This is a genomic window from Longimicrobium sp., from assembly GCA_036387335.1.
In the GTDB taxonomy this organism is placed as follows: domain Bacteria; phylum Gemmatimonadota; class Gemmatimonadetes; order Longimicrobiales; family Longimicrobiaceae; genus Longimicrobium.
On sequence record DASVTZ010000210.1, the window covers coordinates 15,930 to 41,052 of the forward strand.

Consider the following 25,123-nt stretch of genomic DNA (forward strand, 5'->3'; position numbering starts at 1 on the left):
TCTCGTCAGCGGTCACACGGCTCGCCCGACGGCACACGCATCCGCACCCCGGACGCGACCGGCTCCCCGAACTCCGGCGACCCGTCCGCCCGCCAGGTGAAGCGCTGTGCGCGGATCACGCGGTTCCAGTTGGGGAGCGTGTCGACCTTGGCGTGGTAGATGATCCAGTCCTCCGTGCCGTCCGGCGACTTCGTGAAGCCGTTGTGACCCGGCCCGTGCACCCCGTTGGCCGCGGCGAACACGGGGCCGCTCTTGGTCCAGCTCGAGCGCTGCATGGGATCCGCCGTGGGGCTGTTGAGGCGAAGCTGGCCCAGGCGGTACGCCGGCGTCCACGACTCACGCGTGGAGTAGATGATGAAGACCTGCCCGTTGCGCTCCAGGATCTGCGGCCCCTCGTTCAGGTCCAGCCCATCTTTCGGGTCCACGCGCCGCTCCCAGCTCTCGGTGGGGGCGGAGATCTGCGCGCGCGGCCCGCTGATGGTGTGCGGGTCGGACATGCGCGCCACGTAGATGTACTGCGGCGTGCGGGCCAGCGGCGTGTTGTTCTCCCACCCGGACCAGAAGCCGTAGAGCTGCCCGTTCAGCCGGTGCACCGTGAAGTCGATCGCCCACACGTCGTCCGCTCGCGTGGAGAGCTCGCCGCCGGTGTCGAGCTGGCCGAGGTCCTCCCACGCGCCCTGCGGATTATCGCCCGTGGCGCGCAGTACCCCCGCGCGCTGGTAGATGAACGGCGCGTCGGCGGGGCCGGGGCGGCCTGCGGCGTAGTAGATGTACCAGCGGCCGTCCACGCGGCGGATCTCGGGGGCCCACACGTGCGTCTGGTTCCAGCCGCTGTCCGGCGACGTCCACACGCGCACGCTGTCGCGCATGGGATCGATGAGCTTCCTCGACCGGAAGACCCACACGCTGCTATTTTGCCCCTCGGGGTTCTTGGACTGCGCCATGTAGTACCAGCCGTCGCTCAGCTCCACCCACGGGTCCGCCCCCCGCGCCACGGGGTTGGCGAACGTGCACGCGGCGGCCGATGGCGCCGGAGTGGCCGCGGGCGGCGGCGTGCACGCGCCGAGCAGGGCGAAGGCGAGCAGGGCGGTCCCATTGCGGGCGAGCATGATCCGACCACGATTGCGATTCATCTGATGCATTCCCCAGAGCTTTTTGCGGCGCCGGCCAGCTACCGGCCCCTCTTTGCGGAAGACGCCGACCAGGGCGATCCGTACCTGCTCGCCATCCCGGACGGGGTGGCGGCGGAATTCCGCTACTACGTCTACGTCACGCGCGACGAGACCAGCGACGGGCGCGGCGGCGTGGCTTCGGCGGGCGCCTTTCCCGCGTTCGGCTCGAACGACCTCGCCCGCTGGCACCCGTTGGGCCCCACCCTGCGCGGCGACGCCACCCGCCACGCGTACTGGGCGCCGTGCGTGCGCTACGTCCCCGGCCTGCCGCGCCCGTACGTCATGCTGTACTCGCACGGCATCGGCATCGGCGAGGAGGCGCACATCGGCCACGTCATCCGCCGCGCGGACAGCGAGCATCCGGAGGGTCCCTTCGTGGACAGCGGCCACGTGCTGACGCCGGACACCGACTTCGCCATCGACGCGGACGTGTACTCCGCGCCCGACGGCACGCTGCGGATGGCATACGCCACCGACTTCACGGACGACGAGCCGTACGGCACCGGCATCGTGGAGGTCGCGGTGAGCGATGACCTCACGCGCACCCTCTCGCCCCCCGCCCTGCTCGCGCGCCCGTCCGAGCTCTGGCACATCTTCGACCCGGTCCGCCGCCTGCCGTGGAAGACGATCCCCGGCGTGGACTGGAGCACCGACCGTGTCGTGTGGAGCACGGTGGAGGGGCCGGTGGGAGGCCTCGTGTCTCCGGGCGGCCGGCGCGTCTACCTGTACAGCGGCGGCTGCTACTTCGGCTTCTACGCCGTGGGCGCGCTCGTCGAGGACGACGAGGGCCGGCTGGTGAACGTGACCCGCGGCGACCGGCGCTTCGTGCTCCACACCATGCCGGAGCACGGCTTCTACGCTCCCGGCCACTGCGCCTGGTTCCGCACCCCCGACGGGCGCGAATGGCTCGTCACCCACGCCCGCTTCGGCTCCCCCACGGCGCCGCGCAACGCCACGCTCGTGGAGCTGCGCTGGGATGAGGACGATCTGCCGTACTGCCCGCCGCCGGAGTCCTAGCGCGCCGCTGGCCGCGGCCGGGGCGTGGCCGAGGGGCCGCGGTCCACGCGCGGCCAGCCGTTGGCGTACACCAGCCGGTCGATCAGCATCACCCGCCGCGAGTTGACGTCGTCGGTGGGCTTGCCGCGGGGCCGCCGCGCATCGACGGCGTGGTAGACGATCCAGTCGTCGCCGCGGGCGTCGGTGATGACGGAGTTGTGGCCCGGCGCCACCCACCAGCCGGCGCGCTCCAGGATCGCGCTGTTGCGTGCCCCCGTGGCGCTCGCCAGCGTCTCGAACGGGCCGGTGGCGCTGCGCGAGCGCGCGACCATGGCGGCGTAGTGCGCGCGCGGGCCGCAGCAGTTGTCGCCGGAGTAGAACAGGTAGTAAAAGGGCGCGCGGTACCTCACCCACGCCCCTTCCACGAGCCGCTGGTAGTCCGTGGAGTCGGAAGTCGGCACGGTGTGCACCAGCTCCACGGGGCTGCTCCCCGGCGCGAACGACACGCGGTCGGCGGCGAGCTCCTGCACCTTGATCGGGCCGAACCCGCTCCCCCAGTAGAGCAGGCGCTTTCCGGTGGCCGGATCGTCGAAGGCCATCGGGTCGATGTTGATGAAGCTGCGCCCGCACTGGAGCGGCTCCCCCTTGTCCACGAACGGCCCCTCGGGGCGGCGGGCGGTCGCCACGGCCAGGCACAACCCGCGGCTGGTGTCGCGCACCGCCGCGTCCGGCTTGGCCGAGTAGTACAGGTAGTAGGTACCGCCGTGTTCGGAGACGTGCGGCGCCCAGAAGTCCTGCGTCTCGCTCGCCCAGCGCGGCTTGGCCGGCAGCGCGTCGCCCAGCCGCTCCCACGCCACCAGGTCGCCGGACCGCGCCACCTGGATGTTGACGGGCGTGCCGTCGCGCTCCCCCTGCGTGGCGTACGCGTAGTACATCCCGTCCGCCGCGCGGATCACCGTGGGATCGGGAAAGTCCACGTCCAGCACGGGGTTGGTGTACGTCCCCGCATCCGTAGCGCGCGGCGCGGGCGTGGCGCACGCGGCAAGGGCGAGGAGGGCCAGCACCGGCGGTTGAAACCGCTGCAACGACCGCGGGAAGTCCCCCTTCGGGGACTCCGCCGCCGGGGCCGATGCCCGGCCCGGAGTCCGCGCAGGCGGACTTTGTGCTTTTGTTGCAGCGAGTTCACTCGCCATCTCACCCATCTCAACCATGGACCGCCCGCTTCTGAAGGCGGCTCTGCACCACCACCACGCCGAGCAGGAAGACGCCGCGCAGCACGCCCTGCCACCAGGGGGTGATGGTGCCCTCCAGGTTGAACAGGTTGAAGATGACGCCCAGGAGCAGCACGCCCACCACCGTGGAGCCCACGCCACCCTGTCCCCCGCTCAGAAGCGTGCCGCCCACCACCACTGCGGCGATGGCGTCCAGCTCCCAGCCGGTGCCGGCCACGGGCTGCCCCGCGCCCAGGCGCGCGGCGAGGACGACGCCGGCCATCGCCGCAAGCAGTCCGCTCAGCGCGTAGGTGGCGATCAGCACGCGGTCGATCTTGAGGCCGAGGAGCCGGGCGGCGTCCTGGTGGTCGCCGGCGGCGTAGATGTAGCGGCCGAAGCGCGTGTAGCGCAGCATCACCCATCCCACGAGGAACGCCAGCGCGGCGAGCACCACTGGCACCGGAATCCCCAGCAGCCGGCCGCGCCCCAGCCAGAGGAAGCCCTGCGCCGCGCGGTCCACACGCACCGAGTTCTCGCCGGTGACGCCCAGCGCCACGCCGCGCGCCGCGATCATCATGGCGAGCGTCACGATGAACGGCTGGATGCGCGCGCGCGTGATGAGGAGGCCGTTGATCGTCCCCAGCAGCGCCCCGGCGGCCAGCCCGCCCGCCAGCGCCACCGCCGTCCCCTGGCCCGAGAGCGTGGCCGCGACGATCCCGGCCACGGCGAGCACGGCGCCCACCGAGAGGTCGATGCCTCCGGTGAGCACCACCAGCGTCATCCCCAGCGCCACCATCCCCAGCATGCTGTTCTGCCGCAGCACGTTGAGGAGGTTCTCGGCGGAGGCGAAGGGCTCGTAGCGGATGACGCCGAAGACGCACACCGCCACCAGCGCCACCACCGCGCCCTGCCGCTGAAGGAGCGAGGCGGCCTTTGCGCGCAGCGCCGGAGTCCCGCGCGCGGGGATGCCGCTCCCGGCGCCGGGCGGCTGGCTCCCCGCCTCCGCGGCCCGCACGCCGAGCGCCGGGCCTCCCATCTGCCCCTGGTGTTCCACTAGACGCGCCTCGGTCGCTGGAGGTAGACGGCGAAGAGGATGATGAACGCCTTTAAGGCGAGCGCCCAGGCGTAGGGCACCAGGAGCATGTTGAAGCTGGTGGCGATCACCTGCATGATGAGCGCGCCCACCACCGTGCCCAGCAGCGTGGCGCGCCCGCCGCTCAGCAGCGTGCCCCCCACCACCACGGCGGCGATGGCGTCCAGCTCCACGTTCTGGCCGATGCGCGCGGCGGCGCTCGCCCCGAGCCGCGCCGCCTGCACCAGCCCCGCCAGCCCCGCCAGCATCCCGCTGATGACGTAGACGGAGACGACTGTGCGGCTCACGGGGACGCCGGCCAGCCGCGCCGCCGCCGGGTTGCCGCCGGCCGCCAGCACGTACCGTCCGAACGGAGTGGCGCGCAGCACGAAGACGGCGAGCGCCACCACCAGCGCCGCAACCAGCACCTGCACCGGCACCGGCCCGATGTGGCCGCGCCCCAGCGCCAGGAAGTTCGGGTTGTCGATCGCGATCAGCGCGCCGTCGCGGTTGATGATCTGCGCCAGCCCGCGCCCCGCCAGCAGCGTCGCCAGCGTGACCACGATCGCCTGCACCTTGAAGTACGAGACGAAGGCGCCGTTCAGCAGCCCCACCGCCATCGCGACGATCAGCGCAGTCGGCACGGCCACGGCGATCCCCCGGTCCAGCGTGACCGCCGCCACCGCCGCCGAGATCGCCATCACCGAGCCCACGGAGAGGTCGATGCCGCCGGTGGCGATCACCAGCGTCATCCCCACCGCCACCAGCAGCGTGACGGAGAGCTGGAACAGGACGTTCCAGAAGTTTCCCGCCGTGGCGAAGCTGGGGGTGAAGATCGCGTTGGCGGCCACGATGGCGACCAGCGCGATCACCGCTCCTCCGGTTGGTCCCATCGCGCTCCACCAGCGGCCCATCGTCCCGGCGCCCTGGGTGGGGCGCGCGGCTGCGGATGCCTCCATCGGTCAGCTCTCCAGGGCGGGGGCGGCGGCCGCGCTTCCTTCGGCCATCGCGTGGATGATCGACTGCTGCGAGATCTCCGCGCCGCGCAGCTCGGCCACGTTCTGGCCGTCGCGCAGCACCACCACCCGCGAGCTCCCCTCCACCAGCTCCTCCAGCTCCGACGAGATCATCAGCACGCCGAGCCCGGTGCCGGCCAGCTCGTTGATCAGCGCCTGGATCTCCGCCTTGGCGCCGATGTCGATGCCGCGGGTGGGCTCGTCCAGGATGAGGAGCGCGGGGTTCATGCAGAGCCAGCGGGCCAGCAGCACCTTTTGCTGGTTGCCGCCGGAGAGCTCGCGGATCTTCTGGTCGGCGCTGGTGGCCTTGATCCCCAGCCGCCGCATGAAGCGGTCGACGATCTCCCGCTGCTTCGCCCGGTCCACCACGCCGGCCCGCGTGAGGGTGGGGAGCGCCGCCAGCGTCAGGTTCTCGCGCACCGAGAGCTCGGGGATGATCCCTTCGCCCTTGCGGTCCTCGCTGACGAAGGCGATGCCGGCGCGGATGGCGTCGTCGGGGGTGCGGGGGTCGAGGCGCTTGCCGTCCATCTGCATGGCGCCCTCCTGCGGCGGGTCCGCGCCGAAGATGGCGCGCGCCGTCTCGGTGCGTCCCGAGCCCAGCAGCCCGGCCACCCCCAGGATCTCGCCCTTGCGCACGTCCAGCGTCACGCCGCGCAGCTTCTGCCCGCGCCGCAGCCCCTCTGTGCGCAGCAGCGGCGCCGCGGCGGATGCTTCGACCGGGTGCCCCGTGAATGCCGTGGTGCCCTGCCGCAGCGCCTCGCGCGGCTTCCCCAGCATCAGGCAGACGAGGTCGAGCCGCTCCAGATCGGCCAGGCGGTGCGTGCCGACCAACTTCCCGTCGCGCAGCACGGTGACCCGGTCGCAGACCGCGTACAGCTCGTCGAAGCGGTGGCTGATGTAGACGATGGCGGTGCCTTCCGCCTGGAGCTGCCGGATGAGGTCGTACAGGATGGCGACTTCGCGCTCGGCCAGCGAGCTGGTGGGCTCGTCCAGCACCAGCACCTTTGCGCCCAGCGACACGCCCCGCGCGATCGCCACCATCTGCTGCTGCGCGGTGCTGAGCGCGCCGAGCGTGGCGCCGGGGTCGATGTCCAGCCCCAGCCGGCGGAGGAGCGCGCCCGTCTCCGTGGTCATGCGGCCCCAGTCCACGAACCCCCATCTGCGCGGCTCGCGCCCCAGGTACACGTTCTCCGCGACCGTGCGGAAGCTGAGCAGGTGGATCTCCTGGTGCACGGCGATCACCCCGGCCGCCTGCGCGTCGGCGGGCGACCCGAAGTGCACGGGCTCGCCCTCCAGCCACATCTGCCCGCCGTCGCGGCGGTACGCGCCGGTCATGATCTTGATGAGGGTGCTCTTCCCCGCCCCGTTCTCCCCCACCAGCGCGTGCACCTCGCCCCTGCGCAGCGTGAAGTCCACGCCGTCGAGCGCCGTTGCGCCCGCGAAGCGCTTGACGATGCCTTCGAGGCGGAGGATTTCGGGGGCGGGTTCGGTCATGGAGGAGTGCGTGAGTGCGTGAGTGCGTGAGTGCGCTTTTCTTATGTCATCCTGAGGGAGCCGCCGGCTCCAACGCCCGAGACGCGCACCGTACTCCCTGCGGCGACCGAAGGATCTAGCCGGCGAGGCGGGAGGTCAGTGGGCAACAGCGGTCCCCTCGGTACGCGCAGTAGATCCTTCGCTGCGCGCCAGAGATTGGAGACGGGTCGAGGTCAGAGAAGCGCGCGCTCAGGATGACAAAATGGGGGGCGGCGGCTCAGGGTGCTGTGCCCCATTCCCCATTCCCCATTCCCCATTCCCCTCAGTACGCTTCCGCCACGAACCGCGCCGCATTGGTCCGGTCAAAAAACCGATCCTCGATCAGCTTCTTCGTCGGCACCTTTTCGCCCTTGCGCACCTGCTCGATGGTCTCGAAGGCGATGGGGCCGAAGCGGGGGTTGCTCTCGACGGTGGCGCCGAGCTCGCCGCGCTGGATGGCTTCGAGGGCGGCGCGCTGGCCGTCGATGGAGACGATCTTGACCTGGGTGCCGGGGGTGAGCCCCGCGGCGCGCAGCGCCTGGATCGCGCCCAGCGCCATCTCGTCGTTGTGCGCGTAGACGGCGGTGATCTGCTTGCCCAGCGACTGAGCGATGTTCTGCATCACGCTCTGCCCCTGCGCCCGCGAGAACTCGCCCGTTTGCGAAGCCAGGATCTTCATCCCCGGGTGCCGGGCGATGACCTCGCGGAACCCCTTGGCGCGGTCGGCGGCCACCGAGGAGCCGGGAGTGCCGGTCAGCTCCACGATCCCCGCGGTGCCCCCCGTCTCCTTCACCAGCCACTCCGCCGCCCGCTTCCCCTGGTCGATGAAGTTGGAGCCGAGGAAGGTGACGAAGTCCTCGCCCGGCGTCCCCTCCGCCTCGCGGTCCACCAGGATCACGGGGATGTTGGCGTCGCGGGCGGCCTGCAGCGCCGGGGCCAGTCCCTCGAACTCGCGCGGCGCCAGCAGGATGACGTCCACGCGCCGCGCGATCAGGTCCTCCACGTCCGCCACCTGCTTGGCCGTCTGGTCCTGCGCGTCGGTGACGACGAGCTCCACGCCGCGCTTCGCCGCCTCGGCGCGCAGGCTGGCCGTCTGCGCCATGCGCCAGGGGTTGTCGTGCCCCATCTGCGAGAAGCCCACGGTGAACTTGCCGTCGTCCGCGCTTTTGCGGCAGCCGGCCAGCGCGGCGAGGGCGAGCACGGGAAGCACTCCCGCGCGCATCAGGGTACGGAACCGGGGCAGGGGCATCGGGAAGCTCGGGCAGGTGGGGGGCTGGATTTCCGGCGGTCCGGACCGGCCGCATCGCCAGGCAGTCCGCGGATACGAACTTTCTTGAAACGTTTCAAATCGGTTCAGAGACAGTACGGCGGCGGGGTGCGCGCTGTCAAGAACCTTTTTGGCGCGCCTGACGGCGCGTCGTAGCGGAGGATCGGCGACTTCGATGCAGCGCAACGAGATGCAGTGTTTCCCGGCCTTTTCGCGAGGGAGCGCGCGGAGTGGGCGGGCGTGGCGAGCCCTCCACCCAGAGAAACGGGATGCTTGACACTGTGGATGCCAACGTCTAACCTGAACCAATCGAACCCGTTCAATGATGTTCAAGCCGGGCATCTTCCGCGCCCTCCCCGACCCATCCGCATGACCACCAGGCAGTCCACCATCAACGACGTCGCGCGGCTGGCGGGGGTCTCCAAGGCCACCGTCTCGGCCGTTCTCAACGATACGGGCACGGTGAAGCGCTCCACCCGCGAGCGCGTGCTCTCGGTGATCGAGTCGCTCAACTACCGCAAGAGCGGCCCCGACCGGCGCAGCACGGGGCAGCAGGTGCGCAGCCTGGCGCTGGTCATCAAGGAGATCGACAACCCGTTCTACGGCGAGGTCATCACCGGCGCGCGCGCGGCGGCGGACGATGCGGGCTACACCTTGCTGGTGATCAGCTCGGAGGGCGGCCACGAGGCGGAGCGCCGCGCCGTGGAGCTGCTCCAGCGCAAGGAGGTCGACGGCCTGATCCTGACGCCGGTGCTGGACGCGGACGCGGACCTCTCGCACCTGTTCGAGCTGAAGCGGCGCAACTTCCCCTTCGTCCTGCTGGAGGAGGTGCGCGGGGTGCCGGGGAGCCTGATCGACGTGGACAACGAGGCCGCCTCGCGCAAGGCCGTGGAGTTCCTGATCGGGCAGGGCCACACGCGCATCGTCCACTTCGCGGGGCCGGGCTACTCGTCGCACAGCCAAGAGCGCATCGATGGGGTGCGGCGGGCGTGCAGCGGGTCGCACGTCATCTTCACCGACCACGACGTGGTGCGCGCCGGAGCCCATCTGGAAGACGGCTACCGCACCGGGCTCGAGTTCTTTCGCGAACGGCCTGCCGCCGAGCGTCCCACGGCGGTCACGTGCTACAACGACCTGGTGGCGATCGGCCTCTGCCGCGCGCTGGCGGAGCTGGGGCTGAGCGTGCCCGGCGACGTGTCCGTGATCGGCTTCGACGACATCGCGCTTCTCGACTACCTGCCGCTGCGCCTGACGACGGTGCGCATGCCCAAGGGTGAGATGGGCCGGCTCTCCGCGCAGCTCCTCATCCGCCACATCGAATCGCGCGAGGCGGTGCCGCCCGAAAAGGTGTACCTGGAGGCCGAGCTGGTGGTGCGCGACTCCACCCGCGCGCTCAACGGGGCCGCCGCGGAGCGCCCGGTGCGCGTGCGCGTGGCCAGCGGCGATGGGGAAGGCGCGCGGCGCACCCTGAGCCCCGCATCGCGATGAACGCCGCGACGGTGGCCGGCATGGGAGCGTGGATCGGGATGCCGCCGGCCGCCGCGCGCGCGGAGCCGTCGTGGCGCCCCGCGCCCGGCCCGCTGCTGACCCGCTGGGCCGCCGACGTGGACCCCGCGAACCCCCTCCCCGAGTACCCGCGCCCGCAGATGGTGCGCCCGCGCTGGCAGAACCTGAACGGGCTCTGGCAGTTCTCCGTGCTTGGCGAAGGGGACGAGATCCCGTTCGGGCGCGCACTCCCCGAGCGCATCCTGGTGCCCTACCCCGTCGAGTCCGCGCTTTCCGGTGTGGGGCGGCGCGCGACGCGCGTGGTGTACCGGCGCACGTTCCGGGCGGATTGCGCGGAGGGCGAGCGGCTCCTCCTCCACTTCGGCGCGGTGGACTGGCGCGCGCGGGTCTTCGTGAACGGGCGTCAGCTCGCGGAGCACACGGGCGGCTTCGACGCCTTCACCGTGGACGTGACCGAGGCGCTCCGAGGCGGCCGCGAGCAGGAGCTGGTGGTGGCGGTGGACGATCCCACGGACGGCTTCGGACAGCCGCGCGGCAAGCAGGCCACGGAGCCGCACCCGATCTTCTACACGCCCGTCACCGGCATCTGGCAGACGGTGTGGCTGGAGCCCGTCCCCGCCGCCTCCATCGAGTCGCTGCGCATGACGCCCGACGTGGCGGGTGAGGCGCTGCGGCTGACCGTGCGCGCTCCCGCGGGGATCGCCGTGGAGGCGATCGCGCTGGCGGACGGGCGCGAGGTTGGGCGGGCGCGGGGCGTGGCCGGGAGCGAGATGCGCGTCCCCGTGCCCGCGCCACGGCTTTGGGGGCCGGACGATCCGTTTCTCTACGACCTGCGCGTGTCGCTGCTGGACGGCGAGCGGATAGTGGACCAAGTGGACAGCTATTTCGGGATGCGCACGGTGGGGCTGGAGCGCGACGCGCGCGGCTTCACCCGTATCGCGCTGAACGGCGAGCCGTGGTTCCACGTGGGGCCGCTCGACCAGGGCTGGTGGCCGGACGGGCTCTACACCGCCCCCACCGACGAGGCGCTGCGTTGGGACGTGGAGCGGACCAAGGCGCTGGGCTTCAACTTCACCCGCAAGCACATCAAGGTGGAGCCGGCCCGCTGGTACCATCACGCCGACCGCATTGGCCTTCCCGTTTGGCAGGACATGCCGTGCGGCTGGAACGACACCGACGAGGCGCGCGGCCACTTCGCCCGCGAGCTGGCCGCTATGATGGAGGGGCTGCACAACCACCCGTCGGTCATCGTCTGGGTGCCGTTCAACGAGAAGTGGGGCCAGTGGTCGGAGGAGGGCACACGCGAGACGGTGGCGGCGATGCGGCTGGCCGATCCGTCGCGCCTGATCGACGACGCGAGCGGCTGGCAGCACACGGGATGCGGCGACGTGATCGACGTCCACCGCTACCGCGGCCCGCAGGCGCTGGTGCCGTCCAATGAAAAAGCCACCGTCGTGGGCGAATTCGGCGGGCTCGGCCTCCCGATCGAGGGCCACCTCTGGCGCGAGCGCGACGAGGACAACTGGGGCTACGGCGGCGCCTTCCAGTCGCTGCGGGAGATGAACGGCGAGTACGACCTGCTGATGAAGCGAATGTACCGCCTGCGCGACACACACGGGATGAGCGCGGCCGTCTACACGCAGCTCACCGACGTGGAGACGGAGGTCAACGGGATCTTCAGCTACGACCGCGCCGTCCTCAAATTCGATGCGGCACGCCTTGCGGCTGTCAACCGCGGCCTGGCGCCCTTCATCCTCCCCGAGTACCGCGACTTCACGGACTCGGTGGAGGTTTCCGTGCACCAGGGCACCCCCACCGAGCTGCGCTTCACCACGGATGGAACCGAGCCGACGGCGGAGAGCCCTCTCTTGCAGCCGTTCACCCTGCGCGTCGGCGCCACCGTGCGCGTGACGTCGTTCGTGGACGGCCGCGCGGTAGCCTCGGCCAGCGCGAAGTTCCAGAAAGTGGACGGACACGCGCCGGCCGGCGAGATCAGCGTGGTGCCCGGGATCGAATACGCGTACTTCCGCGACGACTCCCCCGAGCCCCCGTTCCGCCTCGATTGGCCCGTGCGGCAGCGGCTGGAACGACTCGAGGCGCGTCCCGACGATCCGGAGCCGACCTTCAGCGGAACGCTCGACTCCTTTTCCCTGGCGCCGCGCGACAGGAACGAGCTGTTCGGCTTCCGCTACACGGGCTTCCTGCGCATCCCCGAAACCGGCGTCTACACGTTTGCGGCGCGGTCGGACGACGGCGTCGCGCTGTGGATCGGCGAGGAGCAGGTGATGTGGTCGATGGGGCAGTCGCCGGCCGCGCAGGAGGACGAGGGCGCGATCGCGCTGCGGGCCGGGCTGCACCCCTTCACCCTCAGCTACCACCAGGCGTACGGCGCGATGGTGCTGGAGCTGTTCGCGGAGGGCCCCCGGATGCCGCGGCAGCGCATCCCTGAGACGATGCTGTTCCGCGCCTCGCCGGCGCGGTGAGAGGAGATCGCGTGGGTGGCGCGTCCAGAAAGGGCGCTCCACCCGCGCCCGCTTTGCGGGGCCGCCCTTCCGGACGGCCCTTCCGGTGACCCGCTACCCGCGGAGCCCATGACCGCCAGCAGCCACAGCCGGGCGCCGCCCGCAGCACGAGCAGCCGCCGGACGCCGTCCGGCGACGAGCGCTCCTTTCCTCACCGCACCATCACCCGCACCCCCGGAGGGGCTTTCATGAACACCCCTGTCGTACCCAAGAGCAGGACCGCCGCCAAGGTGCTCTGCGCGCTGGCGTGCCTCGGCTCCTTCTCCGCCGCCGGCCTCAACCCCGCCGCGCCCACGGCGCTGGCGGCGCAGGCCACCGGCCAGATCAGCGGCACCGTGACCGCCGAGGGCGGCCGCGCCCTCCCCGGCGCCACCGTGGAGGTGGTCGGCACCGGCCGGCGCACCGTCACCGGGCCCGACGGCAGCTTCACCCTCACCGGCATCGCGCCGGGGAGCCACACCCTGCGCGTGACGGCGCTGGGCCATGCCGCGCGCACGCAGACGGTCACGGTGAGCGCCAACACCCCCGCCACCGTCAACATCTCCCTCGCCGCGCAGGCGGTGGGGCTGGAGGGGCTGGTGGCGGTGGGCTACACGCAGCAGCGCCGCACCACGGTGAGCGACGCCGTGTCCGAGGTTTCCGCCGCCACGCTGCGCGACCGCCAGACGGCCACGCTCGAAGAGGCGCTGCGTGGACGCGTGGCGGGCGTCACCATCGCGTCGTCCGGCCAGCCGGGGCGCGAATCGCAGGTGATCGTGCGCGGCCAGAACTTCCTGGGCAACGTCTCGCCGCTGTACGTGGTGGACGGGATGTACACGCGGCAGAACCCCAACCTGAACCCGCGCGACATCGAGTCCGTGCAGGTGCTCAAGGACGCGTCGGCGGCGGCGCAGTACGGCGCGCAGTCGGCCAACGGGGTGATCGTCATCACCACCCGCCGCGGCCGCGCCGGCACGCCCCGGGTGTCGGTCAACTCGTACTACGGCTACCAGGAGGTCCCGCGCCGCATCGAGTTCGTGAGCGGCGCGCGCTGGAGCGAGATCAACAACATGTCGCGCGTGAACGCGGGGCTGCCCGCGGACAACACCGCCATCCGCAGCAACACGGACTGGCAGGACGCCGTCTTCCAGCAGGGCGCCGTGCAGGACTACAACGCCAACGTCAGCGGCGGCGGCGACAACTCCAGCTACCTGATCGGCGGCGGCTACTTCAACCAGAAGGGCACCATCATCGAGACCGACTTCGAGCGGTTCTCGTTCAGGGTGAACTCCGAGGCGCGGGGCCGCCGCTGGCGCGTGGGGCAGAACGCCACGCTCGCCCGCAGCACGCGCAACAACCTGGTGGGCTTCCCCCTGGTGGACGTGGTGCGCCTGCAGCCGGGGATCCCGGTGCGCGACCCCAGCAACGCGAGCGGCTACGGCTACGGCTCGGGCGGCGGGGCGCTGGCAACATTCGGCACCAACCCCGTGGGCGCCTTCGAGCGCGAGGACAACCGCGACATCAGCAACCGCGTGCTGGGCAACGTCTTCGGCGAGTACTCGTTCCTCCCCTGGCTGCGCTACCGCGTCAACCTGGGCGTGGACTACGAGGACCTGAACTACCGCCAGTTCGTGCGGCAGCAGCAGATCCGCCAGAACACGGTGCCCACCTTCAACGAGGGTACGGACCGGCGCGACAACAACATGGTGCTGCTGATGGAGCACCTGCTGAACTCCGAGGCCACTCGCGGCGAGCACTCCATCAGCGCGGTGGCGGGCGTGAGCAACCAGTCCGGCCGGTTCGAGCGGCTGGAGGCGTACCGCCGCGGCTTCGCCAACGAGAACATCACCTCCATCGACGCGGGCACGAGCAACTTCAACAACCGCGGCTTCGAGATCCCGAGCGGGCTGCTGGGGCTGCTGGCCCGCGCCAACTACTCGTACGCGGACCGCTACCTCCTTACCGGCACGGTGCGCCGCGACGGCTCGTCGCGCTTCGGGCCGGGGAACAAGTACGGCACCTTCCTTTCCGGCTCGGCCGGGTGGGTGGTGAGCGACGAGAGCTTCTACGAGGGGCTGCCGGTGCTGGGTAGCTCGGTGCCCACCCTGAAGCTGCGCGCCAGCTACGGCTCGCTGGGCAACCAGGACATCGGCGACTTCCAGTACGCGGCGTCGGTGATCTCCAACCAGAGCTACCTGTTCGGCGGCTCCATCGCGTCGGGCGCCACGCAGCTGCGGCTGGCCAACCCGGACATCCGCTGGCAGGACCAGACGCAGACCAACTTCGGCATCGACCTGGGGCTGCTGGACGACCGGCTGCTGCTGACGGCCGACTACTACGTCTCCAAGTCCGACGGGCTGCTGGTGAACGCGCCGCTGCCGTGGAGCCTGGGCACGGCCTTCAACGACGCCACCGCGGCCCCCACGGTGAACGCGGGGAGCATCCGCAACCGGGGCTTCGAGCTGGGCGCCGAGTACCGCATCACCCGCGGCGACCTGCAGCTCAACACCAGCGCCAACATCACCACCATCAACAACAAGGTGACGGCGCTGGGGAACGGCGGGCAGCCGATCTTCGCCGGCTTCAGCAACGTGTCGCGCACGGCGGTGGGCGGCAGCATCGGCGAGTTCTTCGTGCTCAAGACGGACGGCATCTTCCAGAGCGACGCCGAGGTGCAGGGCTACAAGAACTCCACCGGACGCGTGGTGCAGCCGAACGCCAAGGCCGGCGACGTCCGCTACGCCGACCTGAACGACGACGGCGTGATCAACGACGACGACCGCTACGTGGCCGGGAGCCCCATCCCCGACTTCGAGGGCGGGCTGTCGCTGAACGCCACCTACCGCCGCTTCAACGTGGGGCTGGCCATGCGCGGCTCGCACGGGGCCGAGGTGTTCAACGTGGCGCGCTTCTGGACGGACCGGCTGGACGAGAACTCCAACTACCGGGCCGACCTGGACCCGTGGACGCCCACCAACACGAGCGCCCGCGACCCGCGCGCCGTCTTCGGCGCCGCCGGGGCGGACAACGCGCGCAGCAACACGGACCGCTGGATCGAGGACGGTTCGTACCTGCGCATCCAGAACCTGGTGCTGGGGTACGCGCTCCCCACCCGCTTCACCCGCCGCTTCGGGGTGGACCGCGAGGGATCGCGCATCTTCCTCAACATCCAGAACCTGCACACCTTTACGGGCTTCTCCAACTGGGACCCGGAGATCAACGCCGGCAACGCCCTCACGCGCGGGATCGACGACGGGACGATCTATCCCAACCCGCGGTCGGTCACCCTCGGCATCGACCTGAACCTGTGATGCGCACCCCAACGAAGGCCACCCGAGCCATGACAAAGATCAGCCGGACGGCATCGGCGCTGGTCCTGGGAGCCACCATGCTCGCGGGATGCGCCGACCTGACCCAGACCGACCCCAACCAGCAGACCACCGACAGCTTCTGGAAGACGCAGCAGGACGCGCAGCTGGGGATCAACGCCGCCTACCGCGGCCTGCAGGAGAACGGCACCTACGGCCGCTGGCTGCAGTTCGCCTACGACATCCGCTCGGACATCGGCTTCAGCCGCAGCCCCTGGGGCGACCTGGCGAACTTCACCAAGTCGGTGCTGGGGAGCTACGACTTCGAAGTGAACCGGGAGATCTGGCAGCACCACTACCAGACGATCTTCCGCGCCAACCAGGTGATCGCCAACGTCCCCGGCATCCAGATGGACGCCGCCGTGCGCGACCGCATCGTGGGCGAGGCGAAGTTCCTGCGCGCGCTGATGTACTTCAACCTGATCAGCCTGTACGGCAACGTGCCGATGGTGCTGGAGCCGGCCGTGCCCACCGACCGTCCCGCGCAGGCCACGCCGGAGCAGGCGTGGGCGCAGGTGGAAAAGGACCTGACCGAGGCCCGCGCCGTGCTCCCGGCATCGTACCCGGCCAGCGAGGCGGGGCGGGCCACGAGCGGCGCCGCACTGGCGCTCCTGGGCCGCGCACAGCTCCAGCAGGCCAAGTGGGGGGCGGCCGCGCAGAGCTTCGCGCAGGTGATCCCCAGCTACCAGCTGCTGGGCAACTACGGCGACAACTTCCTGGACGCCAACGACAACAACCGCGAAACCATCTTCGAGGTGCAGTTCGGCGGCCCCGAAGTGCTGGCCGCGGGGAGCCGCGGGCAGAACATCATCAAGATGATGGGGCCCTGCGGCGTGGGCTTCTGCGACGGCGAGCCGACGCGCTGGTACTTCGACCAGCTCCGCTCGGAAACCACCACCACGGGCGCCGCGGACCCGCGGCTGGACGCAACGCTCTTCTACAACAAGCCGGGCGGGATGGACGTGTACGGCACCCCGTACGCCACCCGCTACCCGGACCGGCCGAACGACGCCTTCTGGAAGAAGTACGGCGAGTACCAGAAGCGCGAGCAGGACTGGGACAACCCGATCAACGTCAAGGTGCTGCGGCTGGGCGGGGTGCTGCTGATGCACGCCGACGCGCTCAACGAGAACGGGCAGACGCCGGCGGCCAAGCCGTTCGTGGACCAGGTGCGCGCGCGCGCCGGGCTGGCGCCGCTCCCCAACAACCTGTCGCAGGCCCAGATGCGCGACCGCATCGAGGCCGAGATCCTGAAGGAGATGGGGCTGGAGAACGAGCGCTTCCTCTGGCTCAAGCGGCACGGCTGGCTGACGGACGCGGGGAGGATCAACATCCTGAAGACGCACGACCCGGACTTCAACCTGTTCGAGCCGTTCCGGGCGGTGCTCCCCATTCCGGCGACGGAGACCAACCTGAACCCCAACGTCCACCAGAACACGGGCTGGTGACGCGGGGCGCTGGCTGACTTTCTGCGGACGGCCGTGCATGCGGCCGTCCGCAGCGTCGTTGCACTCACATCCACGGGTCGTACGATGAACCGTTCCCACACCTCCGCCTGCGCCGCGCTGGCGCTGCTGCTGGCCGCCTGCTCGGGCGACAGCACGCCCCCGCCCATCGTGGAGCCGGTGCAGTGCACCTTCAGCAACCCGCGCGCGTCGGGCGCGGACCCGTGGGTGGTGCGGGACGGCGGCGCGTACTACATGGTGCAGTCGCGCGACAACGGCATCCACGTGTCGCGCTCCGCGAACCTCACCGAGGTCGCGGGGACGGGGGTGCGCGTGTGGGCCGCGCCGGACACGGGGTGGAACCGCACCAACATCTGGGCGCCGGAGCTTCACCACGTCGGTGACCGCTGGTACATCTACTACGCGGGCGGCCGGGCGGGGCCGCCTTACGTCCACCAGCGCGCGGGCGTGCTGGAATCCGTGGGCACCGATCCGCAGGGCGCCTACGTGGACCGCGGGATGCTCTACACGGGCGACGACCTGGCCGGCGGCGCGCCCAGCCGCTGGGCGATCGACCTGACGGTGGGGGAGGTAAACGGGCAGCGCATCGCCGTCTGGTCGGGCTGGGAGACGGACGCCACCACCGACCGCACGCCGCAGCACCTGTACGCCGCGCCGATGTCCAACCCCTACACCATCAGCGGCAACCGCGTGCGCATCAGCTCGCCGGTGGAGGCGTGGGAGCGCGGCACCGAGCTGGACCTGCAGGAGGGGCCGCAGTTCCTGAAGCACGGCGGGGCGACCTTCCTCATCTACTCCACGCGCGAGTCGTGGCTGGAGCACTATCGCCTGGGCCAGCTCCGCCTGACCGGCACCGACCCGCTCCGGGCGGCGAGCTGGACGAAGAGCGGCCCCGTCTTCCAGCCGATTCCCGGCGTTCCGGGCGTGGGCCACGCCAGCTTCACCGTCTCTCCGGACGGCACGGAGGACTGGATCGTGTACCACGCCAAGACCAGCACCACGCCGGGATGGGACCGGGTGATCCGCATGCAGAAGTTCACCTGGAACGCGGACAACTCGCCCAACTTCGGCTCCCCCGCCGAGTCGGGCCGCCTCCTCACGAGGCCCTCTGGGGAGTGCACGCCCTGAACTGCTGGCCTCACGCGGAGGCGCGGAGACGCGGGGAGAGAACTGCATGGCTCACACAGAGACACAGAGCCACAGAGAGAACGGCAAAAGGTGTTTTCCCTGTGGCTTCCAGTTCCTTCCGTGCCCTCCGTGTAACGCCTTTTCTCTGTCGTTCTTTCTCTGCGTCTCCGCGCCTCCGCGTGAGATTGCTGTTCGGCGGCTTCACGATGTCACACCCTGGCCGGAGGCGGATCGGTGAGTTCGGAGATCGGCGGCGGAACGGTTTTCGGCACGCTACCCGGCGGTGAGCCCGTGGAAGCGTTCACGCTGCGGAGCTCCGGCGGGGTGGAGGCGCAGGTGATCGCGTTCGGCGGGGCGATCGTCTCGTTGCGCGTGCCGGACCGCGAGGGTCGGGTGGAGGACGTGGTGCTGGGCTACGACTCGCTGGAGGGCTACCTGGCCGACGATGCGTACTTCGGCGCGCTGATCGGCCGCTACGCCAACCGCATCCGCGGCGGCCGCTTCTCGCTGGACGGCGTGGAGCACGCGCTGGACGTGAACAACGGCCCCAACCACCTCCACGGCGGGCGGGGCGGCTTCCACAAGGTGCTCTGGAAGGCCGAGCAGGCGGACGGCGCCCTCACCCTCTCGCACTCCAGCGCGGACGGCGAGCAGGGCTACCCGGGCGCGCTGCACGCCCGTGTCACCTACCGCCTGACCGACGCCAACGAGCTGGTGGTGGACTACGCCGCGACCGCGGAGCGCCCCACGCCGGTGAACCTGACGCAGCACTCCTACTTCAACCTGACCGGCGACCCCACCCGCGACATCCTCTCCCACGAGCTGCAGGTGGAGGCCGACTTCATCACGCCCGTCGACGCCACGCTGATCTCCACCGGCGAGCTGAGGCCGGTGGAGGGCACCGCGTTCGACTTCCGCCGCCCCACCCCCATCGGCGCCCGCATCGCCGACGCCGACGCGCAGTTGGCGCACGCGGGCGGCTACGACCACAACTTCGTGCTCCGCCGCAACGGCGCGGGACCCTCGCTGGCCGCGCGCGTGCACGACCCCTCCAGCGGCCGCACGCTGGAGGTGCTGACCACCGAGCCGGGAATCCAGTTCTACTCCGGCAACTTCCTGGACGGCGCGGTGCGCGGCAAGAACGGCGTGCGCTACGCCCACCGCTGCGGCCTCTGCCTCGAGCCGCAGCACTTCCCCGATTCCCCCAACCACCCCACCTTCCCATCCGTCATCCTGCGCCCCGGCGAGCGGTACACGTCGCGCACGGTGTACCGGTTTCTGACGGATTGAACGCGGGCGTCACGCCCCGATCGCCGGCGACGGCGCGTGCGCGGGGCACGGGCAGCCACGTGGGGCAGCCCCTACGGAGATCTGCGTGCGATACGGGCGTCGGGGGCACGCGAAAGGCGGGCGGACACGCAGGTCCGCCCCTACGAGGTTGGCGCGCGCCGGCGCGAGGTCGGGGACGCGATCTGTGCGCCGCGCAGTCGTCGAAGCCGCGCACGGATGCACACCAAACGCCCCTCCCCCGCGGTTTGGGGGAGGGGCCGCGAGGAACGAGCGGGGGAGGGGGCCCTTCTCCCCCTCCCCCGGGCGGTTTCGGGGGAGGGGGATGCGTCGCGGAGCGACGCTGGGGGTGGGGCCCTTTACGGCCCGAACCGCCCCCGCTCCACGCGCGGCGCGCCCGTCCGCGGGATGACGACGCGGAAGAGGTCGCCGTAGTCGGCTTCGGTGAGGGCGGGAGCGGGGCCGCCGCTCAGCGCCGCCACGATGGCCGGCACCGTGTTGCTGTGGCCGACCACCACCACCGTCTGCCCGGCGTGCTCCGCCAGGATCTCGCGGGCGAGGTCCTGCGCGTAGGTGGCGGAGTTGGCGGCGCTGGCCGGGCGGGTCGTGACCGTGAGGCCCATGGCGGCGGCCAGCGGCGCCGCCGTCGCCCGGGTGCGGCGGTACTGCGTGCTGTAGATGGCGGTCACGCGCCCCGCGTCGCGCACGGCCCGCGGGAGCGCTTCGGCGCGCGCCTGCCCCGCGGGGGTCAGCCCGGGATCGGCGGCGGGCTCGGCCGCGCGCTCGGCGTGGCGCACCACGAACACGGTGGTCGCGGGCTCGGCGGCGGGCGCGGGGACGCTCACGCCCGCCGCGCAGCCCGCGAGCGTGAGGAGGGCGGCGCCCACGAACCAGCGCCGGGTGAAGGCAGGTCTCGTCATCAGGAGTGCTCGGGTGAGGGGGAGATGGCCCACGCCCCAACATAGCGCGCCGTCCCCTCTCGTGCATGCCTCCCGTCCGCGAGCTACGCGGCGGCGACTACCGGAGCCCCTCAGGCGTGCATGGCTACGCGCCCGCGCCGGGGGCGCATCTCGGGCCATGCACGATCGATGTACGCCAGGCACTCGTCCTTGTGCCCCGCCTTCCCCACGTCGCGCCATCCCGCCGGCACCGCGCCGTTGACCGGCACGATGGAGTACTGGCCGCCGCCGTTGACGAGCAAACGGTAGATCGTGGAGTCTTCGCGGCCCTGGCTCATCGTACGCTCTGGTGTGGCGTTGTCGGGACCGCGGAAGCCCGGGTGCGGAGTGTGACTCCGGCCCGTGCCCGCAAAATGAAAACGTTTGGTGGCGACTCTGATAGAAATGCGGCCGCGACCGGCCGGACGCAAGAGTGTTGCGAGATACGGGTATCCCGCACCCATCAATTGGCGGATGCGGTCCGGGTGAACCGCTCCGGCGGCGCCCCGCCCTCCTCCAGCGTGAAGCCCGTCACCGCGCAGCCCTCGCGGTGGAAGGTGATCGACAGGTGCGGCACGCCCAGGAAGCGAAAGGTGGCGGGTCCCACCGGGATCATGGCGAAGTCCTGCCCGGGAATCAGGGCATGGAGCCGCCCTTCGCGCACCCGCATCTCCAGCTTCAGGCCGTGCTCCCCCGCGAATGCGCCGGTGAACCGCTCCAGCTCCGCGGCGGACATCGCGACGGGCGTGGTGGCCAGCGTGCGCACCGGAAAGGGCGGCCGGCGGATGGAGGCGACGCACGACGCGTCCAGCCCCTTCGCGTCCGCCGTGCGGATGAACGCCACCAGCAGCGGCGTGATGCACTCGTTGGTCCCCTGCAGCCCGTCGAAGCCGTGCCCCGCGCTGGGCACGACGATGTGGCGGCCGTTGGGAAGGGTGCGGATGGCCTCGTCGCCCTGCGCGGGCGGGGTGGCCGGGTCCCACTGGCCGGTCAGCGCCAGGACGGGCGCATCGGAGCGCACCGGTTCCAGGAAGGTGCGCTCCACGGGCCGCACCGGCCACGCCGCGCACGCCGCCTTCTGGTTCCTGACGCGGTAGTCGCCCAGGTAGCTCGCCTGCGCCTCCGTCGCCGCTGCCGCCTCCTCGAAGAACGGTACGTCCTCCGCGCAGGTGACGGAGAGGTAGAGGCCGTGGCTGCCCTCGTCCACGATGAAGCGGCGGCCGAAGAGCGCCTGCTCCGCCGCGGGCCCGAAGTCGCCGCGGCTGGCCTGGTGGATCACGGCCGGTACCAGCGACGCCGCGCTGGCGCCGTACGTCATGTAGCGCAGCCCCTCGGCGAAGAGGTTGCGGGTGAGCGTCAGCCTCGCCGGCTCGCCGCTCTTGGGGTCGATGACGGTGACCTCGACGGGTTCGCGGGCGAGCCGCTCCACCACGGCGCGCAGCTTGTCCCTGAGACCGGGGTAGGCCGCGTTGCACGCCGGCTCGCGCTCGCACTCGCCGAGTACGCCTTCGATGGCGCGCTGCGCGTCGGGCGCGGTGCGGCTCGGCATCCGCACGCCCGTGGGCACCACGCCGTGCAGGATGCTGGTGCGCACGCCCTGCGGGTACCTGCGCATGTAGACGAGCGCGGCGCGCGTGCCGTACGAGGTGCCGTACAGGTTCAGCCGCTCGTACCCCAGCGCCGCCCGCAGCTCGTCCAGGTCCTCCGCCATGTTGTCGGTGGTGTACGCGCTCAGGTCCGCCTTCCCGCTCCACTCCGCGGCGCAGCGGCGGACGCGCTCGGCGGGGTAGAAGTCGCCCAGGTACTCGGCCAGCGTGGGTCCGTAGAGGGAGCATCGGAGCAGGTTGGAGCCGCCGGTGCCGCGTGCGTCCACCAGGAGGATGTCGCGCGTGTCCCTCAGCTCCTTCAGCTCCTCGGCCAAACCCGCGGCCCCGTCCGTGGTCGCCTGTCCCGGCCCGCCCGCGATGGGCACGATGGGGTCCCTGGATGCCGTGCCGGTCGCGGGAAGGACGATGAAGCGGATGGGGATCTTGCGCCCGCTGCGCGCCGCCCGGTTCTCCCACACCTGCAGCGTTCCGCAGCGCGCCGCCCCCGCGCCCGGCACCTCGCAGGGCTCCACGCGGAGGCCGGGGTTCGCCTGCGCGTGGAGCGGGGCCGCGAGGGCGAGCGTTGCCGCGGCGGCAAGGGCGGTTCGGCGCATGAGACGGTCCCGGGGTGAGATGTTGGCGGAAAGCGGTGCCGGCGGCGGGCGGCCCTCACCCGATTGGACACGCGGCGGGGCGAAATGGTTTGTAGCGCGGTTGACACCGGCACGCAATCCCGCGATCATCGAGCATCTGTTTAAAACGCTTGTTTGATCGAGGTGATTGGATGTCGGTCGTACTTTCGGGACGGATCGGGCGCGGGCCGCTGGTGGCGATGCTGGCGGGGCTGACGGGGATCACGGCGCTCTCCATCGACATGAGCCTGCCGGCGATGCCGCAGCTCCAGCGGGTGTTCGGCGCGGACGTGGGATCGACGCAGCTCACGCTCAGCCTCTTCCTGGTCGGATTCGCTGTTGGGCAGCTCGTCTGCGGGCCGCTGTCGGACCGGGTGGGGCGGAAGCCGGTGCTGCTGTCGGGGCTGGCGCTCTTCGTGGCGGCGGGGCTCGCGTGCTCCGCCAGCCCATCGCTGGCGCTGCTGGTGGCCGGGCGGTTCGTGCAGGGGCTGGGCGCGAGCGTCGGGCCGATCCTGGCGCGCGCCATCGTCCGCGACACCTTCGAGGAGCGGGACGCGTCCGGAGTGCTGTCGCAGATCACGCAGGTGATGATCGTGGCGCCGCTGGTGGCGCCCACGGTGGGCGGCTACATCCTGGCGTTCTCCGGCTGGCGGTCGATCTTCCTGGCACTCGCCGCCGCGGGCCTCCTCCTGTGGATGGTGGGCTGGCGGCTCCTTCCCGAGACGCGCAGGCCGCACGCGGAGCGGCCGCCCGCGCTGCTGGAGAGCTACCGCGCGGTGCTGACGCACGCCGCCAGCCTGCGCAACGTGCTGACCGTCTGCTTCTCGTACGCGGGGATGTTCGCGTACATCAGCGGCTCGCCGTTCGTGCTCATCGACGCGTTCGGGGTCCCGCGCGAGCTCTTCGGCCTCCTCTTCGCCCTGCCGGCGGGGGCGCTGCTGGCGGGCGCCACGCTCAACCGCATCCTGGTGAAGCGGATGGAGTCCGCGCGGCTCCTGCGAATCGGCGTGCTGCTGGTGTTCGCGGCGGCGGTGACGATCTCGGCGCTGGCGGCGCTGGGGCTGGGCGGCCTGCCGGGGGTGCTGGGGCCGATGATGCTGTACATGCTGGGGATGGGCCTGGTGCAGCCCAACGCCACCGCCGCCGCCATGGCGCCGCACGGCCGCCTCGCGGGTGTGTCGTCGTCCATCATCGGCTCGCTGCAGACGGTGGGCGGGGCGCTATCGGGGTACGTGGTGGGCACCTTCTACGACCACTCGCCGCGCTCCCTCGCCCTCACGGTTGGCACGATGGGTGTGGCGACGCTCCTGGTGCACGCGACCACCCGCGCCCGTCCGCGCGACGCCATGCGCGAGGCTGCCGGCCCGCCGCTGGCCGCCGAGGCATGAGCGGCGAGGCGCGAAAGAGCGCGCGCGAGGCGCTCCTGGACGCGGCGGAGCGGCTCTTCGCCGAGAACGGCGTCGCGGAGACCTCCGTGCGCGCCATCACGGCGGCGGCGGGGGCGAACGTTGCCGCCATCAACTACTACTTCGGCTCGCGCGAGGCGCTGATCGAGGCGCTGCTGGCGCGGCGCCTGGAGCCGCTGAACGCCGTGCGCCTGCGCCTGCTGGAGGAGCGCGCGCCGCGCACCGCGTCCGGCGTGCTGTACGCGCTCGCGGTGCCGGCGCTGGAGCTCTGCTTCCGGCACCCGCATTTCGCCCGCCTCGCCAGCCGCCTGCGCGCCGACACGGACCCGCGCGTGTGGGAGCAGTACCGTCTCCACCAGGCGCCTTTCCTCGAGACTTTCCGCGCCGCCCTCGCCGCCACGCGCCGCGACCTCCCCGCGGACGAATCGGCGCGGCGCCTGCACTACGTTCTCGGCGCCATCCACCACGTGTGGGCGCACGCGCCGCTCCCGCCGGAGGAGTCCCCCGAGCTCCTGGTGAAGAGCTTCCTCGCCTTCTACGGCACCGCCCTGGACGCTCCCGCTCCCCCCACGCTGCCGTGATCCGGCCCAACAGCAAGTCTCACGCAGAGGCGCAGAGACGCGGGAGCGGGCGCGGAGTTCTCTCCTGCGTCTCTGCGTCTCTGCGTGAGATTGTCTTTTCCCGGACGGCATCGCGATGATGGGGATGTGGGTCTTCCTCGCCCTGATGTCCGCGTGCTGCTCGGCGGGGACGAGCTTCTCGCTGAAGCGGGCCGTGGGGCACGGCGGCGCCATCGTGACCACGGTGTCGGCGCGGCTGGTGGCGGGGATGCTGCTGCTGGGGCTCGTGGCGGCGTTGGGCGTGTGGCCGGAGCTGTCGCCGGCCTACTGGCGCGCGGCGGGGATGGTGCTGGTTCCCGAGGTGCTGGGCACGATCTTCCTCACGCTCGCCCTGCGCGCGGGCGACCTGTCGCTAGTGCAGCCGCTGCTGGGCCTGCTTCCGCCGCTGGTGATGGCGGGCGGCGTCGTTTTCCTGGACGAGGTGCCCACGCGCGAGGCG

Annotated in this window: 19 protein-coding genes; 10 read left to right on the plus strand and 9 right to left on the minus strand. The window is 71.4% G+C overall.

Going from position 1 to position 25,123, the window contains the following annotated elements:
* Positions 1-5: 5 nt before the first annotated feature.
* A complete protein-coding gene (locus VF647_21285) occupies positions 6-1,109 on the minus strand; it encodes a glycoside hydrolase family 43 protein (GenBank protein ID HEX8454627.1) in 1,104 nt (367 codons plus the stop codon).
* A 27-nt stretch (positions 1,110-1,136) separates the two neighbouring features.
* On the opposite strand from VF647_21285, the gene VF647_21290 reads away from it, so the two are divergent.
* Entirely contained in the window at positions 1,137-2,189 is a 1,053-nt protein-coding gene (locus VF647_21290; GenBank protein ID HEX8454628.1) for a family 43 glycosylhydrolase, read from the plus strand.
* Here VF647_21290 and VF647_21295 read toward each other — a convergent pair.
* From VF647_21295 to VF647_21315, 5 genes are all read right to left on the minus strand, one after another.
* The gene (locus tag VF647_21295; GenBank protein ID HEX8454629.1) at positions 2,186-3,253 is read right to left on the minus strand and encodes a glycoside hydrolase family 43 protein; all 1,068 of its coding nucleotides are present in this window, start codon (positions 3,251-3,253) and stop codon (positions 2,186-2,188) included. The two genes, VF647_21290 and VF647_21295, sit on opposite strands and share 4 nt — an antisense overlap.
* Positions 3,254-3,371: 118 nt before the next feature.
* Positions 3,372-4,433 (minus strand): ABC transporter permease, encoded by a 1,062-nt coding sequence (locus VF647_21300; protein HEX8454630.1) that lies wholly within the window; start codon positions 4,431-4,433, stop codon positions 3,372-3,374.
* A complete protein-coding gene (locus VF647_21305) occupies positions 4,433-5,410 on the minus strand; it encodes an ABC transporter permease (GenBank protein HEX8454631.1) in 978 nt (325 codons plus the stop codon). The genes VF647_21300 and VF647_21305 overlap by 1 nt, the downstream gene beginning before the upstream one ends.
* Before the next feature lie 3 nt (positions 5,411-5,413).
* Positions 5,414-6,961 carry a sugar ABC transporter ATP-binding protein gene (locus VF647_21310; protein HEX8454632.1) on the minus strand — a complete coding sequence of 516 codons (1,548 nt, stop codon included), beginning with the start codon at positions 6,959-6,961 and terminating at the stop codon, positions 5,414-5,416.
* A 301-nt stretch (positions 6,962-7,262) separates the two neighbouring features.
* Positions 7,263-8,228, minus strand: a complete 966-nt coding sequence (locus tag VF647_21315; protein ID HEX8454633.1) for an ABC transporter substrate-binding protein — start codon at positions 8,226-8,228, stop codon at positions 7,263-7,265.
* A 387-nt stretch (positions 8,229-8,615) separates the two neighbouring features.
* On the opposite strand from VF647_21315, the gene VF647_21320 reads away from it, so the two are divergent.
* The 6 genes from VF647_21320 to VF647_21345 all read left to right on the plus strand — a co-directional run bounded on the left by VF647_21320 (position 8,616) and on the right by VF647_21345 (position 19,505).
* Positions 8,616-9,734: a LacI family DNA-binding transcriptional regulator gene (locus VF647_21320; GenBank protein HEX8454634.1), complete on the plus strand. Its 1,119-nt coding sequence runs from the start codon at positions 8,616-8,618 to the stop codon at positions 9,732-9,734.
* Entirely contained in the window at positions 9,731-12,235 is a 2,505-nt protein-coding gene (locus tag VF647_21325; protein ID HEX8454635.1) for a PA14 domain-containing protein, read from the plus strand. Before VF647_21320 ends, VF647_21325 begins: the two co-directional genes overlap by 4 nt.
* A 227-nt stretch (positions 12,236-12,462) precedes the next feature.
* Positions 12,463-15,564, plus strand: a complete 3,102-nt coding sequence (locus VF647_21330) for a SusC/RagA family TonB-linked outer membrane protein (GenBank protein HEX8454636.1) — start codon at positions 12,463-12,465, stop codon at positions 15,562-15,564.
* A 29-nt stretch (positions 15,565-15,593) separates the two neighbouring features.
* Complete coding sequence (locus tag VF647_21335; GenBank protein ID HEX8454637.1) at positions 15,594-17,069, plus strand: RagB/SusD family nutrient uptake outer membrane protein; 1,476 nt, start codon at positions 15,594-15,596, stop codon at positions 17,067-17,069.
* An 84-nt stretch (positions 17,070-17,153) separates the two neighbouring features.
* On the plus strand, positions 17,154-18,215 hold the full coding sequence (locus VF647_21340; protein ID HEX8454638.1) for a glycoside hydrolase family 43 protein: 1,062 nt from the start codon (positions 17,154-17,156) through the stop codon (positions 18,213-18,215).
* 234 nt (positions 18,216-18,449) lie between these two features.
* Entirely contained in the window at positions 18,450-19,505 is a 1,056-nt protein-coding gene (locus VF647_21345; protein ID HEX8454639.1) for an aldose epimerase family protein, read from the plus strand.
* A 356-nt stretch (positions 19,506-19,861) separates the two neighbouring features.
* Here the strand turns inward: VF647_21345 and VF647_21350 are convergent, their stop codons facing one another.
* From VF647_21350 to VF647_21360, 3 genes are all read right to left on the minus strand, one after another.
* On the minus strand, positions 19,862-20,422 hold the full coding sequence (locus tag VF647_21350) for a phosphoglycerate mutase family protein (GenBank protein ID HEX8454640.1): 561 nt from the start codon (positions 20,420-20,422) through the stop codon (positions 19,862-19,864).
* A 110-nt stretch (positions 20,423-20,532) separates the two neighbouring features.
* Complete coding sequence (locus tag VF647_21355) at positions 20,533-20,739, minus strand: MbtH family NRPS accessory protein (GenBank protein ID HEX8454641.1); 207 nt, start codon at positions 20,737-20,739, stop codon at positions 20,533-20,535.
* Between the two features lie 164 nt (positions 20,740-20,903).
* The gene (locus tag VF647_21360) at positions 20,904-22,640 is read right to left on the minus strand and encodes an alpha/beta hydrolase (GenBank protein ID HEX8454642.1); all 1,737 of its coding nucleotides are present in this window, start codon (positions 22,638-22,640) and stop codon (positions 20,904-20,906) included.
* Between the two features lie 170 nt (positions 22,641-22,810).
* Here VF647_21360 and VF647_21365 point away from each other — a divergent pair, with 170 nt between their 5' ends.
* From VF647_21365 to VF647_21375, 3 genes are all read left to right on the plus strand, one after another.
* Entirely contained in the window at positions 22,811-24,046 is a 1,236-nt protein-coding gene (locus VF647_21365; protein ID HEX8454643.1) for a multidrug effflux MFS transporter, read from the plus strand.
* Positions 24,043-24,645, plus strand: coding sequence for a TetR family transcriptional regulator (locus VF647_21370; GenBank protein HEX8454644.1), 603 nt, complete (start codon positions 24,043-24,045; stop codon positions 24,643-24,645). The genes VF647_21365 and VF647_21370 overlap by 4 nt, the downstream gene beginning before the upstream one ends.
* 115 nt (positions 24,646-24,760) lie before the next feature.
* Positions 24,761-25,123 (plus strand): EamA family transporter (locus VF647_21375; GenBank protein ID HEX8454645.1); only part of this gene is annotated, 363 nt, incomplete at its 3' end.

Bases quoted from the DNA above. Each gene is read 5' to 3' on its own strand.
- VF647_21285 (HEX8454627.1), bottom strand. From the start codon at position 1,109: ATGCTCGCCCGCAATGGGACCGCCCTGCTCGCCTTCGCCCTGCTCGGC.
- VF647_21290 (HEX8454628.1), top strand. From the start codon at position 1,137: ATGCATTCCCCAGAGCTTTTTGCGGCGCCGGCCAGCTACCGGCCCCTC.
- VF647_21305 (HEX8454631.1), bottom strand. From the start codon at position 5,410: ATGGAGGCATCCGCAGCCGCGCGCCCCACCCAGGGCGCCGGGACGATG.
- VF647_21310 (HEX8454632.1), bottom strand. From the start codon at position 6,961: ATGACCGAACCCGCCCCCGAAATCCTCCGCCTCGAAGGCATCGTCAAG.
- VF647_21315 (HEX8454633.1), bottom strand. From the start codon at position 8,228: ATGCCCCTGCCCCGGTTCCGTACCCTGATGCGCGCGGGAGTGCTTCCC.
- VF647_21320 (HEX8454634.1), top strand. From the start codon at position 8,616: ATGACCACCAGGCAGTCCACCATCAACGACGTCGCGCGGCTGGCGGGG.
- VF647_21325 (HEX8454635.1), top strand. From the start codon at position 9,731: ATGAACGCCGCGACGGTGGCCGGCATGGGAGCGTGGATCGGGATGCCG.
- VF647_21330 (HEX8454636.1), top strand. From the start codon at position 12,463: ATGAACACCCCTGTCGTACCCAAGAGCAGGACCGCCGCCAAGGTGCTC.
- VF647_21335 (HEX8454637.1), top strand. From the start codon at position 15,594: ATGACAAAGATCAGCCGGACGGCATCGGCGCTGGTCCTGGGAGCCACC.
- VF647_21340 (HEX8454638.1), top strand. From the start codon at position 17,154: ATGAACCGTTCCCACACCTCCGCCTGCGCCGCGCTGGCGCTGCTGCTG.
- VF647_21350 (HEX8454640.1), bottom strand. From the start codon at position 20,422: ATGACGAGACCTGCCTTCACCCGGCGCTGGTTCGTGGGCGCCGCCCTC.
- VF647_21355 (HEX8454641.1), bottom strand. From the start codon at position 20,739: ATGAGCCAGGGCCGCGAAGACTCCACGATCTACCGTTTGCTCGTCAAC.
- VF647_21360 (HEX8454642.1), bottom strand. From the start codon at position 22,640: ATGCGCCGAACCGCCCTTGCCGCCGCGGCAACGCTCGCCCTCGCGGCC.
- VF647_21365 (HEX8454643.1), top strand. From the start codon at position 22,811: ATGTCGGTCGTACTTTCGGGACGGATCGGGCGCGGGCCGCTGGTGGCG.
- VF647_21370 (HEX8454644.1), top strand. From the start codon at position 24,043: ATGAGCGGCGAGGCGCGAAAGAGCGCGCGCGAGGCGCTCCTGGACGCG.